Source organism: Desulfurobacteriaceae bacterium (assembly GCA_039832905.1).
Taxonomy (GTDB): Bacteria; Aquificota; Aquificia; order Desulfurobacteriales; family Desulfurobacteriaceae; genus Desulfurobacterium.
On sequence record JBDOLX010000076.1, the window covers coordinates 1 to 13810 of the forward strand.

General features: G+C 35.6%; 17 protein-coding genes. 5 read left to right on the forward strand and 12 right to left on the reverse strand.

Translation table 11 applies throughout. The annotated features are described in order from the left end of the window. Positions 1-87 precede the first annotated feature (87 nt). Positions 88-1392 carry a hypothetical protein gene (locus ABGX27_05525; GenBank protein MEO2068954.1) on the forward strand — a complete coding sequence of 435 codons (1305 nt, stop codon included), beginning with the start codon at positions 88-90 and terminating at the stop codon, positions 1390-1392. On the opposite strand, the gene ABGX27_05530 is transcribed toward ABGX27_05525, so the two are convergent. From ABGX27_05530 to ABGX27_05540, 3 genes are read right to left on the reverse strand one after another with little or no spacing between them, the layout of a single operon-like run. Further along, positions 1389-1754, reverse strand: coding sequence for a gamma-glutamylcyclotransferase (locus ABGX27_05530; protein ID MEO2068955.1), 366 nt, complete (start codon positions 1752-1754; stop codon positions 1389-1391). The two genes, ABGX27_05525 and ABGX27_05530, sit on opposite strands and share 4 nt — an antisense overlap. 8 nt (positions 1755-1762) lie before the next feature. Then, on the reverse strand, positions 1763-2428 hold the full coding sequence (locus tag ABGX27_05535; protein ID MEO2068956.1) for a hypothetical protein: 666 nt from the start codon (positions 2426-2428) through the stop codon (positions 1763-1765). Positions 2429-2457: 29 nt separating this feature from the next. Then, entirely contained in the window at positions 2458-3384 is a 927-nt protein-coding gene (locus tag ABGX27_05540; GenBank protein ID MEO2068957.1) for an ankyrin repeat domain-containing protein, read from the reverse strand. A gap of 147 nt (positions 3385-3531) precedes the next feature. On the opposite strand from ABGX27_05540, the gene ABGX27_05545 reads away from it, so the two are divergent. After that, positions 3532-5325 carry a hypothetical protein gene (locus ABGX27_05545; protein MEO2068958.1) on the forward strand — a complete coding sequence of 598 codons (1794 nt, stop codon included), beginning with the start codon at positions 3532-3534 and terminating at the stop codon, positions 5323-5325. Beyond that, on the forward strand, positions 5291-6193 hold the full coding sequence (locus ABGX27_05550) for a hypothetical protein (protein MEO2068959.1): 903 nt from the start codon (positions 5291-5293) through the stop codon (positions 6191-6193). Before ABGX27_05545 ends, ABGX27_05550 begins: the two co-directional genes overlap by 35 nt. A 54-nt stretch (positions 6194-6247) precedes the next feature. Here ABGX27_05550 and rpsT read toward each other — a convergent pair whose 3' ends face one another. Together rpsT and ABGX27_05560 are read right to left on the reverse strand one after the other, a co-directional pair. Beyond that, entirely contained in the window at positions 6248-6535 is a 288-nt protein-coding gene (gene rpsT, locus ABGX27_05555; protein MEO2068960.1) for a 30S ribosomal protein S20, read from the reverse strand. Positions 6536-6602: 67 nt separating this feature from the next. Next, positions 6603-8090, reverse strand: coding sequence for a menaquinone biosynthesis decarboxylase (locus ABGX27_05560; protein MEO2068961.1), 1488 nt, complete (start codon positions 8088-8090; stop codon positions 6603-6605). A 53-nt stretch (positions 8091-8143) separates the two neighbouring features. On the opposite strand from ABGX27_05560, the gene ABGX27_05565 reads away from it, so the two are divergent. Both ABGX27_05565 and ABGX27_05570 read left to right on the forward strand, forming a co-directional pair. After that, complete coding sequence (locus ABGX27_05565; protein MEO2068962.1) at positions 8144-8914, forward strand: Nif3-like dinuclear metal center hexameric protein; 771 nt, start codon at positions 8144-8146, stop codon at positions 8912-8914. A 2-nt stretch (positions 8915-8916) separates the two neighbouring features. After that, positions 8917-9639, forward strand: coding sequence for a C4-type zinc ribbon domain-containing protein (locus tag ABGX27_05570; protein ID MEO2068963.1), 723 nt, complete (start codon positions 8917-8919; stop codon positions 9637-9639). Between the two features lie 29 nt (positions 9640-9668). Here the strand turns inward: ABGX27_05570 and ABGX27_05575 are convergent, their stop codons facing one another. The 7 genes from ABGX27_05575 to ABGX27_05605 form a co-directional block, all read right to left on the reverse strand. Next, positions 9669-10031: a YlbF family regulator gene (locus ABGX27_05575; protein MEO2068964.1), complete on the reverse strand. Its 363-nt coding sequence runs from the start codon at positions 10029-10031 to the stop codon at positions 9669-9671. Between the two features lie 167 nt (positions 10032-10198). After that, complete coding sequence (locus tag ABGX27_05580; GenBank protein ID MEO2068965.1) at positions 10199-10375, reverse strand: 4Fe-4S binding protein; 177 nt, start codon at positions 10373-10375, stop codon at positions 10199-10201. Positions 10376-10386: 11 nt separating this feature from the next. Next, positions 10387-10944: a ribosome recycling factor gene (gene frr, locus ABGX27_05585; protein MEO2068966.1), complete on the reverse strand. Its 558-nt coding sequence runs from the start codon at positions 10942-10944 to the stop codon at positions 10387-10389. Further along, positions 10941-11663 (reverse strand): UMP kinase, encoded by a 723-nt coding sequence (gene pyrH / locus ABGX27_05590; GenBank protein MEO2068967.1) that lies wholly within the window; start codon positions 11661-11663, stop codon positions 10941-10943. The genes frr and pyrH overlap by 4 nt, the downstream gene beginning before the upstream one ends. 78 nt (positions 11664-11741) lie before the next feature. Then, positions 11742-12338: a translation elongation factor Ts gene (tsf, locus tag ABGX27_05595; protein ID MEO2068968.1), complete on the reverse strand. Its 597-nt coding sequence runs from the start codon at positions 12336-12338 to the stop codon at positions 11742-11744. Positions 12339-12362: 24 nt separating this feature from the next. Continuing rightward, a complete protein-coding gene (rpsB, locus tag ABGX27_05600; GenBank protein ID MEO2068969.1) occupies positions 12363-13091 on the reverse strand; it encodes a 30S ribosomal protein S2 in 729 nt (242 codons plus the stop codon). Positions 13092-13372: 281 nt separating this feature from the next. After that, positions 13373-13810 (reverse strand): sulfite exporter TauE/SafE family protein (locus tag ABGX27_05605; protein ID MEO2068970.1); only part of this gene is annotated, 438 nt, incomplete at its 5' end.

Sequence of the window (13810 nt, forward strand, 5' to 3'; positions counted from 1 at the left end):
ATTAGGATTTCTCCTCTTCTCACTAGCTCTCTGTTGTACTTCTTCCAGTCCCTGCTCATGTTAGGTATTTTACCTCATATCTCTTTTTTGGACACAGCAGAGGTAATGTCCAATCCAATAACTAGATTTGAATACGATTATTTAAATAGACATGAGTTAACCAAAGAAGAAATCGAAGAGTTATCAATCATAAATCAGGAAGGAAAATTTTATTTTCAAAAAGAAGGCGATAAGATTAAATTAAGTCAATACGTTGGTTTAATACTCTTATCAACTGGAAAAGTTATAGAAATTCTACCCAAAATCTATAGACACAATGAAGGAAACACAGAGATTTACCAAGCAAGGAAATTACTGACAATTCTGTTTTATGAATTTTTGGATTTAGCAAAAAGACCCTCATCGGGAGGAAGTTTTCATTCAGAAAAAACTGATTTCAACATTCCATTTCTTGAGATATTAATACTCATGGTTTTGAACTATATCGAGAAAAAGATCATTCAGCCAGGAATATACAAAGACTATTTAAGAAAGAAACTATCTTTGAGAAGTCTAAATGGAAAGTTATTACTATCGCAGACACTTTTAAAGTTCCCTTTTCAGAAAGACAGATTTGAGATAGAAAAAGAAGTTCTTACGAGTAATATTCTTATTAACCGTGTCTTATCAAGATTTGTAGAATTTGTAGCTGTAAAATTCAGCAACTCAAGAATAAAAAATCTCGCTGGAAGAATTTCCCTATACCTACGAAACATTGGTGTAGAAAGTTCAAAAAATATAGTAGAAGATTTAAAGAAAATTCATCTTAACAGGATGAATGACCACTATCAGCCAGTAATCCAATTTGCAAAATTCTTCTTCTCCGGAAACAACATAACCGGTTCACAAGGAAACTCTTTTGTTTTTCTCTATGATATGAACAAACTATTTGAAAAATTTGTAGCTTCCTCTTTATCAGGTTGTTTATCCCAAACCGAAGAAAAAATAGACGAAGATTTCTCCCTAAAACCTGATATTCTATGGCCATTAGAAAAAAGAAAACACATAGTCATAGACACCAAGTGGAAATTTCCTACTAATACTTCTTCGGAAAACAGAGGAGTTTCTCAATCTGATAGGTTTCAAGTCATTACATACATGTACGTTCTACCGGAAAGGAAAAATATAGAAATTCCCTTAGGAATTCTTCTTTATCCAGAGTTTCCTCCTCCCGGCAAGAAAGTCTGGGTTATTAGCAGACAAAAAAAGTTAGCAGCATTAGGACTTGGACTAAAAGAGCTAATCGAAGATGAGGTTTTCAGCAACGAGAAAAATCTTGATATACAAACAAGATACTTAAAAAAGAGAATACGAGAGAAAATAGAAAGAGAAATAGAAGCTATCCTAAGCTAAAAAATACCGTCTTCTTTTATTACACCACGAGGATCGAGGGAAAAATAGACATAAGCTTTCACTTCTTTCTTTTTCCCATTAACTGAAACAACTACAGGAACTAACTCTCTTTTATACCACTCAGGGTGTCCTTCTAACCTATCTATTTCTTTAAGAGTTTCTTTTGAAACCTCATAAACTTTACCTTTTATGGTAGAAACTTTCTCATTTTTTACAACAAAAGGTATTCTCGTAACGTACATAGCATATTTCTCTTTCGTTTCAGCTTTTCCAACAAATTTTTCATTCTGAAGAAAATGGTGATTCCAGAAACCTTTCTTTAAAGTTCCATAAACGAAAAGTAAATATTTTTTCTCTTCCATTTCTCCCCCTAAAAATACTTTCCAAACGATTTACAAATTATCAATAAACTCTCTATCACTTCCTCTCTAAACTCGGTTCTCAATTTTTTAGAAAGTTCAAGCTGAATAACATTGAATTTCTCCCCAAAAATATTCCTAAACTCTATAAGAGAAGGATGCCCTGAGTACTCTGGAACTTCACACTTTACCCTACTAGGTACTTTTTGCTTTTCTAAAAGAGAACTAAACATATCAACAAGCCAATCTCTTACTTCCTCAGAACAAACTCCTAAATGACATGTTCCAACTATTACATCACAACTGTGTCTTTCTGCATTTTCATCCTTAACACCATGAACAGCAACTAATAAAACGGGTTGAGTAACTCTTCCTCCATCTATACAACTAATATGTCGAAGGATATCTTCCATGCTTTTAAAGTGTTCTTTAATCGCTTTTCTTTGTAGATCCTGTGTTCCAAGTTCAGGAGAATAATCGATTCCCCTGTTTAAATCCGCTATCATTCTTGAAACTCTACTAATAACACCACCGACTCCGCACCTTAAGGCAACTCCAGAAACTATCGCACCAGTGTAGTATTCTCTTTTTGGACTCGCAGCATGAGGAGCATCCAATATAACTCTAAAAGAATTTTTAGGAAGAATAACATCAACAAATCTTCTTTCTTGGAACATAACAACACCTCCCTTTTTATTTTTTTAAACTACAATTCCAACCATTTACGGAATTCTTCTTCATATTTACGGGCATCTTCTCTAGCTTCACTAATTAGTTTTTCAAGATCTCGATACAATTTAGTATTCTTTGATTGTTCACAAATTTGTATAAACATTTCCGGAGTTATTCCTCTAACTAAAGAACCATTACCTTCACTATTAACAACAACAACACAAATTTCTTCTTCCTCTTCTTTCTCAGAGATCTCAAATTCTTCTATTAACTTAGCTATCTCTTCATAACCTAAAAATCTTGCTAACTTAGAAGGAGTTAAACCATGTTCATTTTCTATATTCTTATCTGCCCCTGAATCTAAAAGCAATTTAATAACTTCAAGATTTCCACAACTTACTGCTACATGTAAAGGAGTGTTTCCTTCAATATTGGTAGCATTTACCATACTAGGACAACGACTTAAGATGAACTTAACAATTTCAATATTTCCACTCTTAACAGCTACATGAAGAAGAGAATTTTCAAACTCATCACTTATCTCCATAATTGGATAAATATCCCAAAATGCTGAGAGAAAATCCTTATTTCCAGCTATTACAGCAAGATAGTGAGGAGGAACACCTCTTTTATTTAACAACCTCTTTTGCAATCTTCTCTTCTTCTTCTTCTCCTTTTCCTCAGAATATTCAAAAAGAAGATCCTCTATATCCTCAATACCTTCCAACTCTATTGAATCCCATAACTTCTCAAAAACAGAAGCTAAAAATGAACATACTTCCTTTTTTCCCACCAAAGCAGCAAGATGGAGTATCGTATTTCCATTTTCATTCTTACGGTAAAGTAAGGAAAATCTATAACGAATATCCTTTCCTCCCTTTTGGACAATAAAGACTTTCTTTAAACTCTCAAGATCATTCCTCTTTACAGCAGAAAAAGCTTCCTTAAGTATTTTCCACATACCATCCTCCTAAATAATTGTTTCTAAAAACTTCCTTATCCTTTTGTCAAAGACCTTTTCTCTAAGGTAAAATGTAAAAATAAAACAGGAACAAATTGTTCCTATTAAAGCTTTTAAAATAAAGAAAAACGTAAGGGGTAGTCGAGTATGAGCACAATTACAACATGGGTAGAAGTTGTTGAATGTAGAAATTGTGGACGTAAGGTTTTCTTTAAAAGAACTGGCTACAAGGGAATATACATTCCAAGAGTAGCCTTAGACGGTTTCTACCAAGAAATACTTGAAATCGCTTCGGTTGAACGTTGTCCTTTCTGCGGATATTGCAGTTCCAAAATAGGAAAAACTTTATTTAGAGGTGAGGAAAAAATTTCTATTGATATTGATCTTTCAATTTTCCTTGGAATAAAAACTGAAGAAAAGAAAGAGAAAACGAGAGAAGAAATCATTTCAGGAGTAGTTTATTCAAAAGAATATAGAAAACAACTTAATTCTAAAATCTTTCCTCAAGAAGCTAACCACTTTCTTTGTGCTTCATTAATAGATGAAAAATTAGGGGACTTTGCATCAGCTGGTCTCTATGCCCTTCAAGCAGCTTGGGTCTGTGAATCTTCAAATAGCAAATTAAAAAGTTTCACTACAAGAAAATGTAGAGAACGTGCCCTTTTCTTGCTTGAAAAGGCAAGAAAACGAAAAGAAGAGGGAGATACTTCACAGTCTTTTTGTGAGAATGATGAAGAAGAAATTTTATTACTCATTGATATAGCAAGAAGAGTAGAAAAATTTGAAAAAGCAGAAAAATTCCTAAGAAAACTACAAGAACTTCCAAACTTAAGTAAAAAATCAAAAGAAATCTTAGAGTTTCAAAAACATCTTGTAAGAATTCATGATAGTAAAGCGTACTCTACTACTGATGTAGAGAATTTTATCGACAAAGTTAAAAACGATCAAACTGGAGAAGTTCTAAAAAAAGCTATTTCTGTTCTTGAAGAACTTAAATCTGAAAAAAGATTAAATCGCAGTTATGAAGAAGAATTTACTGTTTTTAACGAACTTTCTTTTCTACTAAGAGAAGGAAAAATTTTCCTTACCGATAATAACTTTAAACTTCTTTTAGAGCTTGTAAATAAGATTGTAAAAAATGCTAAACATGAGAAGGAAAGTAAATGGGTAAGTCAAATAAAACAAGATTACATAGAATTTTTCTCATTTACTACAAGAGATAATATAGAATGCTTCTTTTGGACAGTAGATGAACAAGAAAACGATTACTTTTCCGTTGTAGAGCCTACAGCATCTATTGCCAGTTTTTTAACAACAGTAGCTGTTAGAGTTCCATCTGCTTTAAGGGAACTTTCCAAAGCAGAAGAAGTAATTGATGGTAGCACCTTTTTCTTAAGTTTATTCTATCTTCCTGTAAGAGGGAAGGTTTCTGATCCTCTTGGAAACACACCAGAAAAATTTAGAGAAATGATGGCAGTTTACATATTAGGATGTACACCATACTACGTTGCTACCAACTTCCGAAAAAAAGAAACTCTGAAATTAATGATTCAGGCCCTTTCTGAAATCTATCTATTTTTAGAAAATAAATATGCACTTCTTGACTTTATTTTTCGTAGAGTATTCTTTTATGAAATTTTTGACATGTTGAATAGTGAAAAAGAAAAGATATTTTTCGAAAAGTTATGGGAAGAAGCATTAGAGAAGAGATTAGAAATAAAAAAACAGAAAACTCCTTTAATATTATTTGATGGATTTCCCGGACTATTAGAAGATTTCCCCTCCCAAAAAAATTTTCGTTTTGCCCGTAAGTTTGATCTAGATGATTTTGAAAACCTTTTTAAACAATTTAAAAAAGCAAACTTTCTACCAGAAGCTTTTTTAAATACAGTAGTAAGGAGGAGACATGGTAAAAAAACAAAATCTAAAAGATTTAATTAGAGATCTAACTTTGCGTTTTCAAACGGTACACGAAAGTAAAGAAAAAATTTTAGAAAATGAATTTGTAGCTCTTGGTAAACTTGTAGAATTCATACGGGAGACAGGAGAGTATATTAACGACAGTACAAAAGAACTTTTGAAAGAGTTAATAAATGCTCTTATAAAACTTCAAGGAAAAGAAATTAACTTTTACAATAAAAAAGTTGAAGGATATTGGCTTTCTTATATGGAACCACCTGAGGAGTTTGTTCGTTATCCAGATGTTTCAGGACTTTCAACTGCAAGAGTAGTTGCGTTTCTAACAGTTTGTTTTTTAAAGATTCCCAATCTCTCTGTAGAAATACCAAACATGGTTGAATCTCTAAACCGAGGAATAAAGTTTATCGTAAGTGCATTTGGAGAAGGAGTAAAGAGCGCAATCATATCACCCCATCCAAGTTCTGATTGGGAAAGCTTTACAGACTCTCTGCTATTCATACTTACAAGAGGTCTTGTCCCTTTTTATATAGCTAAATCTAAAATCTACAAGAAATCCAAAGAGTTCAAAATCCTCCTTGAAATCTTTATAGAGGAAGTTCACAAACTTGAACAGGCTTACTACATTGATTACTTTAGAGCGTACGGTAAACTGCCACCTGAGCTTTCTTATCTTGAAACAGATCCAAGAATGAAAAGATTTTTAAGTCAATTACACAAATTCCTTTATCCAGAGAAGAAGTACTATGATGATGAATACAAAGAAGAAATAGCTAATAGGAAACTTAAAGTAGACAATTTCTCCATTAAAGAGCCGGAACTACTTAAGGAAATAAAAAGACAGTTCAGAGATGCTTGTTTTAGTATAGAAGCGTTTGAAAATAGATTTTAGTTTTTAAAAAACACAAACGGGCGACAAGCAGCGCGCCCGTTTTATCTTAGTTAATTATTCCCCTTGAGCAGCTAACTCTCTTTCAAGTTGGGCAACAGCCTTTGCTACTTTAGACTGTCTTCTTGCAGCTTCATTCTTATGGATAGCCCCTCTTGAAGCAGCCCTTTGAATCCACTTCATAGCTACTTTGAGTTGTTCTTTAGCTTTTTCAAGGTTCTTCTCAGCTACAGCCTCAAGAACCTTCTTAGCTTCTGTCTTCATCCTTCTCACATAGTATCTATTTCTTTCTCTTCTTTTAATATTTTGACGAAGTCTCTTTTTTGCAGATTTTTTATTTGGCATACCAAATCCTCCACCCAAAGTTTTTGCGATGTGAAAGTTTATAGCAATAAATTTCTAAAAGCAAGCTTTACACTCCCCAGCTCCAAGGATTGGAACTCTCTTCCTTTTTCGGAAGTCCAAGCTTGTCCCAGATCTTATCAATCTTCTCCTTAACTTCTTTGTCCATCTCTATATCAGGTGGCCAGTCTCTACTGAAACCTTCCGAAGCCCATTTTCTTGTTGCATCAACTCCCATCTTGCTTCCATAAAACGGAAGCGGAGAGGTGTGATCAAGAGCGTCAACAGGACCGTCTGTAAACATAATATCCCTTCTAGGATCAACGTTATTTCCCCATCTCCAGATTACCTCTCCGATATCGTGAACATTTGTGTCTTTATCAAAAATGACTATGTTCTTCGTAAAACTCATCTGTCCCATTCCCCAAAGGGCGGAAATCACCTTCCTTGCGTGTCCAGGATAACGTTTGTCTATGGAAATAAAAGCAAAGTTGTGGAATACCCCTTCAATAGGTAGGCTCATATCCACAATCTCGGGAAGCTGGGTTCTTAGAAGATAGAGGAAAATCCTTTCTGTAGCCTTTCCGATATAACAGTCTTCCATAGGGGGCTTCCCAACTATCGTTGCCGGGTAGATAGGATTTTTTCTATGTGTAATGCAAGTAATGTGAAAAACAGGATAGAAATCTGGCAGTGAATAGTATCCAGTATGGTCTCCAAACGGTCCTTCAAACCTAAGTTCTTCAGTATCCACATAACCTTCAAGGACTATCTCGGCGTTTGCCGGAACCTCCAAATCAACCGTTTCACACTTCACCATATCAACAGGTTTTCCTCTTAAAAACCCTGCAAAGACCATTTCATCTACATCTTCAGGCAAAGGAGCAGTAGCAGAGTAGATTACGGCCGGGTCGCATCCAATTGCGACGGCTACCGGAAACTTCTTTATTCCCATTCTTTTTGCTTTCAAAAAGTGCTTCGCACCAACTTTGTGCCAGTGCCAATGCATACCTGTTGTGTTCTTACTGTAAACGTGAAGTCTATACATTCCACAGTTTCTTTCTCCGGTTTCTGGGTCTTTCGTAAAAACAAGGGGAAGAGTAATGAACCTTCCACCATCCCTTGGCCAACAGAAAAGGATTGGAAACTTTGATAAGTCAGGCTCATCCATTACTATTTCTTTACACGGAGCTTTCTTCTTATCAACAAGTTTTGGAAAAACATCAGAAAGTTTCTTTAGTTCTATTAACTTTTTCAGTTTATCTATAAATCCAGACGGTTTTTCTGGTTTCAGGAACTTAGCAAGTCTCTTCCCAATATTATCCGGGTCATCTTCCAAAGCCATTGCCATTCTCTTGTAACTTGCAAAAAGATTTATTGCAACTGGAATATTTCCACCATCAACGTTCTTAAAAAGGAGTGCTGGACCTCCAGCCTTAACAACTCTATCAGCAATTTCTGTTATCTCAAGGTAGGAACTAACAGGATAGTCAATCTCTTTTAGTTCCCCTTCTTTCTTTAATTTTTCAATAAAGTCTCTTAAATCCCTATAAGCCATATTGTCTCCTTAGCGAAATTTTGTAGAATTCTACCACTTCTTTGGAGGAAGCAATGACTAGACTAAGTGATTTAATGTCTTTCTTAGAAAAGCTAATCCCTCTTGACCTTCAGGATAGTTGGGATAACTGCGGTCTTCAAGTTGGTGATCAAAATAAAGAAATAAAGAAAGTAGGATTTTCTCTTTCTGTTTCCAAAAGTGTAATCGAGGAAGCCAGGAAAAAAGAAATAGACCTGATTATTACCCATCACCCTTTAACTGTCTCAGGACTAAAGTCTATAAACAACTTTTCATATCCAGCTTTTCTCCTTTTGGAACTTATAAAACACGACATAGCTGTATATTCCCTTCATACCAATCTTGATGTTTCAGAACTTGGACCAACAAAAATAATTGCAGAATACCTTGACATAAAAGTTGAAGGAGCAATATTAGATAAACCGCCATACGGTATTACCGGTTCTCTGAAGTCTCCTTTTTCCCAAAAGGAACTTTTTGAAAGATTAAAGTCTTTTCTACCTCTCGATGTTTTCAGATGCATCAACCCTAAGATGAACGAAAGAGTAGAAAAAGTTGCTATCTGTTCAGGAAGCGGAGCTTCCTTTATAGAGCTTGTTGCAGGCAAGGTAGATGTTTATATCACCGGAGATATTAAATACCACGACGCTTTGAAAGCTATTGATCTTGGACTTACGGTTTTTGATATGGGACACTTTGGAACAGAAAGACTCTTTTTCAAGAAACTTATTAATGTTCTTAAGGAAACTTTTAAAGAAGTTGAATTTATTGTCTTAGAGGAAAAATCCCCCTATGAGGTAATCTAAGGATGCTAAGAGAAGAACTTCTTGAACTTCAAAAGAAAGAAATAGAACTTTTAAGACTAGAAACTAGAAAAAAAGAATTGCAGGAAGAAAAGAAGAAACTACAAGAAGAAATAGAAGACATTGAAAAGAAAATTGAAAGCGCCAAGTTAAAACTTGAAGAGAAGAAGAATGAGCTTAGAGAACTAAAGGACTTTATTAGGTACAAAGAAGAGAGAATAGAAGAGTTAAAAAAACAAAAAGATAGTGTAAAGAGTAGGGAAGAATACAAGAAAATCTTAAGAGCAATTGCAAAAAGTGAAGACGAGATAATCAAAACAAAACAGAAAATTACAGGTATTGAAACAGAAGTAGAAGCACTTAAAGAGGCATATGCCAAAGTAAAGGAACAATTTAAGCCAGAACTCATGGAAATTTCCGAGAAGATTTCTGAGATTGATGCTGAAATCTCTACCTATAATAGAAAGATTGAAGATGTTAAAAAAGAAATAGAAGACATAAAATCCTCCATTGAACCTGAAGAACTTTCTAAGTTTGAAAAATTAAAAGAAAAATTTCACGGACTTGTTTTTGCCGATATAAGTTCAGGTTCTTGTGAAGGGTGCGGTATTACTTACTCAAGTGCTGAATATAAAGAGCTGCGTTCCAACCTAAAAGCAGGTGTTAGTAAGTGTCCTTACTGTGGAAGGTTTATCTTTTGTAAAGAAACTGTTCAAGGTAAGAAATAATTATATCCCCCGAAAGGGGGGATTAATATCTATACTCCACAACCGGAGCAGCCAGAACAACCATGTCCATGTGATTTTGGACCTTCAATAGCTTCTTGTAGAAGATGGTTAACGGTTTCTATCATTTGATTAAATCTTTGGCTTGCCTCTAAATACTCCTTTGCTATTTCATTTTCAGAAAATTTCTTGAAAGCCTCTTCAAGCTTTTGCATAGCTTCAGGAGTTTGAGCCATTTGAGCCATTTGCTGAAGTCTTTGTACTTCGTGCAAAAGTTCCATAGCTTCTTCGTTCATTTGAAGCTTTGCTTCTGCAGCTCTTAAACTCGCTAGTTCTTCAGATTGAGCTATAGCTTGAGCTAGTTCTGATGCTTTTTTGATTACTTCTGCGGACATACTTCCTCCAAAAAAATTTAATCTCTGGAAAAGAAATTTATTGAAATTTTCAGAATTTACAAGTTTAGAAGGAGTTTATTTTTGTGAAAGGAAGGAGGTTCTTGGAAAGTTTTTTTGAATAGAAATTATGGAGAGTTTTTATGAAGGGGGCATTAAGCCCCCAAATACTATTCTGCAGAGATCGCGTCTGTTGGGCAAACTTCTACGCAAGCACCACAGTCGATGCAGTCTTCTGCAACGATGTAGTACTTGCCATCATCTGTTGGATGAATGCAGTTTGTTGGACATACAGAAGCGCACGCTCCACAACCGATACAGAGTTCTGGATCAATCTTGTGAGCCATTTTTCACCTCCTTAGACTGTGAGAATTTCCTCCTCCTTTTTCTGGAGGAGTTCGTCTATCTTCTTTGTATGTTTATCCGTTATCTTTTGGAGTTCATCCTTTGCTCTTTTAATGTCGTCCTCAGAATACCCACCTTCTTTCTTTAATTTATCAAGCTCTTTCATTACCTCATGACGGATGTTTCTAACAGCAATTTTCGCTTGTTCTGCAAGTTTCCCAGCCTTTTTAACAAGTTCTCTTCTTCTTTCCTCTGTAAGAGGTGGAAGAATAATTCTTATGATGTTTCCATCCCTTTGAGGCTGAGCCCCTAAATCTGAATCTCTAATAGCCTTTTCTATGTTAGGAATAACAGAAACATCCCAAGGTTGAATCATAATCTGGTTAGGCTCGGGAATAGAGATTTGAGCTATTTGTTTAATGGTCATAGGACTACCGTAGTAGTCAACTTTTATGTCCTCTACAAGTACTGTAGAAGCTCTTCCAGTTCTAAGACCCGCAAACTCGCCTTTAAGAACTTCTACAGCTTTTTGCATTCTTTTATCCGCATCTTTTAATAGTTCCTGTATCATAGCTGCTCTCCCTCAACAAGAGATCCTATAGATTCACCTTTAACAACCTTTTCAAGATTTCCAGGTTTTCTTACATCAAAAACAATGATAGGTATTCTATTTTCCATACACAAGCTAACAGCAGCAGAATCCATTACTTTTATTCCATTTGTAATTACTTCTTTATAAGAAAGTTTGTCAAGTTTTTTCGCATTTTTATCTTTTTCAGGATCAGCAGTATATATTCCATCTACTTTTGTAGCTTTTAAAAGCACATCAGCGTTTATTTCGGCAGCTCGAAGAGCAGCTGCTGTATCAGTCGTAAAGAAAGGATTTCCGGTCCCAGCCCCAAAGATAACAACTCTTCCTTTTTCTAAGTGCCTAATTGCCCTTCTTCTTATATATGGTTCTGCTATTTCTCTCATTTCAATTGCTGTTAAAACTCTTGTATGAAGCCCTTCCTTTTCAAGAGCATCTTGAAGAGCCAAAGCATTTATAACTGTTGCAAGCATCCCCATATAGTCAGCAGTGGCTCTATCCATTCCTTGGGTTGCGCCAGAAACGCCTCTAAATATATTTCCACCACCTATAACAATCGCTATTTCTACGCCAAGATCAACAACTCTTTTTATCTCCTGAGCAAGTCTTCTTAAGAACTCAGGATCTATTCCATAAGATTTTGATCCTTGAAGGGCTTCACCACTAAGTTTAAGAAGAACTCTTTTATACTTTAGTCCCATTTCCCCAAGCCTTCAAACATTTTTGTTATAACACCCCGCCCATAAGGACGGGGGTCTATTTTAACATAAGGTTAGTGATTACTTACCTACTTCAAATCTACAAAATCTTTTAACTTTGATATTTTCTCCAAGCTTGGTAATGTACTCCCTTACAAGATCAGCAATTGTTTTGCTGTCGTCCTTAATCCAAGGCTGTTCTAGAAGACACTTTTCAGAGTAGAACTTATTAAGTCTTCCTTCAACTATCTTTTCAACAATATGCTCAGGCTTTCCTTCACTAAGTGCCTGCTGCTTGAGAATTTCCTTTTCTTTCTCGATAACCTCAGCTGGAACATCTTCCTTGCTTAAATACTCAGGAGCCATTGCAGCTACTTGCATAGCAATTTCGTGTCCAAGAGTCTTAAAGTCCTCTGTTCTTGCTACGAAATCTGTCTCACAGTTGATCTCTACTAAGGCCCCAACTTTTCCACCAGCATGGATATAAGAAACAACGATACCTTCAGCTGTAGCTCTGTCTGCCTTTTTAGCTGCCTTAGCTGCACCCTTTTTTCTTAGGATTTCAACTGCCTTTTCCATATCTCCATTAGCTTCTTGAAGGGCCTTTTTACAGTCAACAATTCCAGCTCCTGTTTTTTCTCTTAACTCCTTTATCATCTGAGTTGTTATTTCAGCCATTTTTTACCTCCTAAAAATTTTACGTTACTCTTCAGGAACGAAATCAACCTCAGCCTCTTCACCTTCAGCAAGCTTGATAGCTTCTCTTTTCATCTTTCCTTCAAGAACAGCGTCAGCAATTCTGGATGTTAAAAGTCTAATAGCTCTAATAGCATCATCGTTTGCAGGAATTGGAATGTCTACAAGATCTGGGTCTGCATTTGTATCAACAAGAGCAACTACAGGAACTCCAGCTTTTCTTGCTTCTCTTACAGCATTTTCTTCTCTAACGATATCAACAATAAATAGAGCATCAGGAAGTCTGTTCATATTCTCAATACCACCTATGTACTTCTCGAGTTTCTCCTTCTTCCTCTTAAGCTTCATAGCTTCTTTTTTAGGAAGTCTCTCGAATACACCTTCCTCTTCCATTTTCTTAAGCATCTTTAACTTAAAAATGCTCTTTTTAATAGTTTGGAAGTTTGTAAGAGTTCCACCAAGCCATCTTTTATTAACGTAGAACATTCCGCATCTTTCAGCTTCCTCTTTAACTATGTCCTGACCTTGCTTCTTTGTACAAACAAAAAGAATTGTTCCTCCATTTGCAACAAGGTCTGCAACATAATCGTAAGCTCGTTCAAAGTACTTAAGAGTTTGCTGAAGGTCAATAATGTGGATACCGTTACGTTCTGTAAAGATGAACTTTTTCATCTTGGGGTTCCATCTTTCCTTTTGGTGACCAAAGTGAACCCCAGCTTCAAGAAGCTCCTTCATTGTGACTCTTTGTCCAGGAGGTCTTGGCTTAAATGTTTCTTGGCTGTTTTCTTGAGTTTCTTTTGCCTCCTGCACTTCTTGTTCCTGTGCTTGTGTTTCGTTTACCTCTTGTTCCTGTGTCTTTTTGATTTCCTCAGACATATCTCCTCCTTTAAAGTTGGTTTTGCCTCCCGGATTTTCCTCCTCCAGAGGAACCCGTGATGGGCACCCCCCCTGGAGTCCAATCCGGTGAGTTTTCAGAGGGGAAATATAATAAAACTTTTAGAAAAAAGAAAGGTTTCTCAAACAAAAAGAATCTTAATGGCAATAATAATAAGTAAAATAGCGAAAAGCTTTTTTAACGACCGTTGACTCAGTTTGGCAAGTAACGACAATCCAACTCTACTTCCAGGAATAGCTCCAAGAGATACAAGAATAACAGCAGGAAGATAAACATATCCTATTTGCCAGCTAAGAAGCTCTACTGAAGGAAACATCATGTACATTAAAGAACCAAATAAAGCATTGAAAAAAGAAACTACCGAGGCCAGTGCTACTATCTTATCTGCTTTGATTTTTGAAAAAGAAAAGAGAAGAGAATTAATAACGATTCCTCCACCAATTCCCAAAAGAGAGCTCAAAAAGGCTGAAAAAGTGGTAGCAACGGGAATTAAGATCTTTTCAGAAAGTCTCACTTTTACACTTCCCACTCCTTTTAGTATCTTGACCCCCACAGCAAG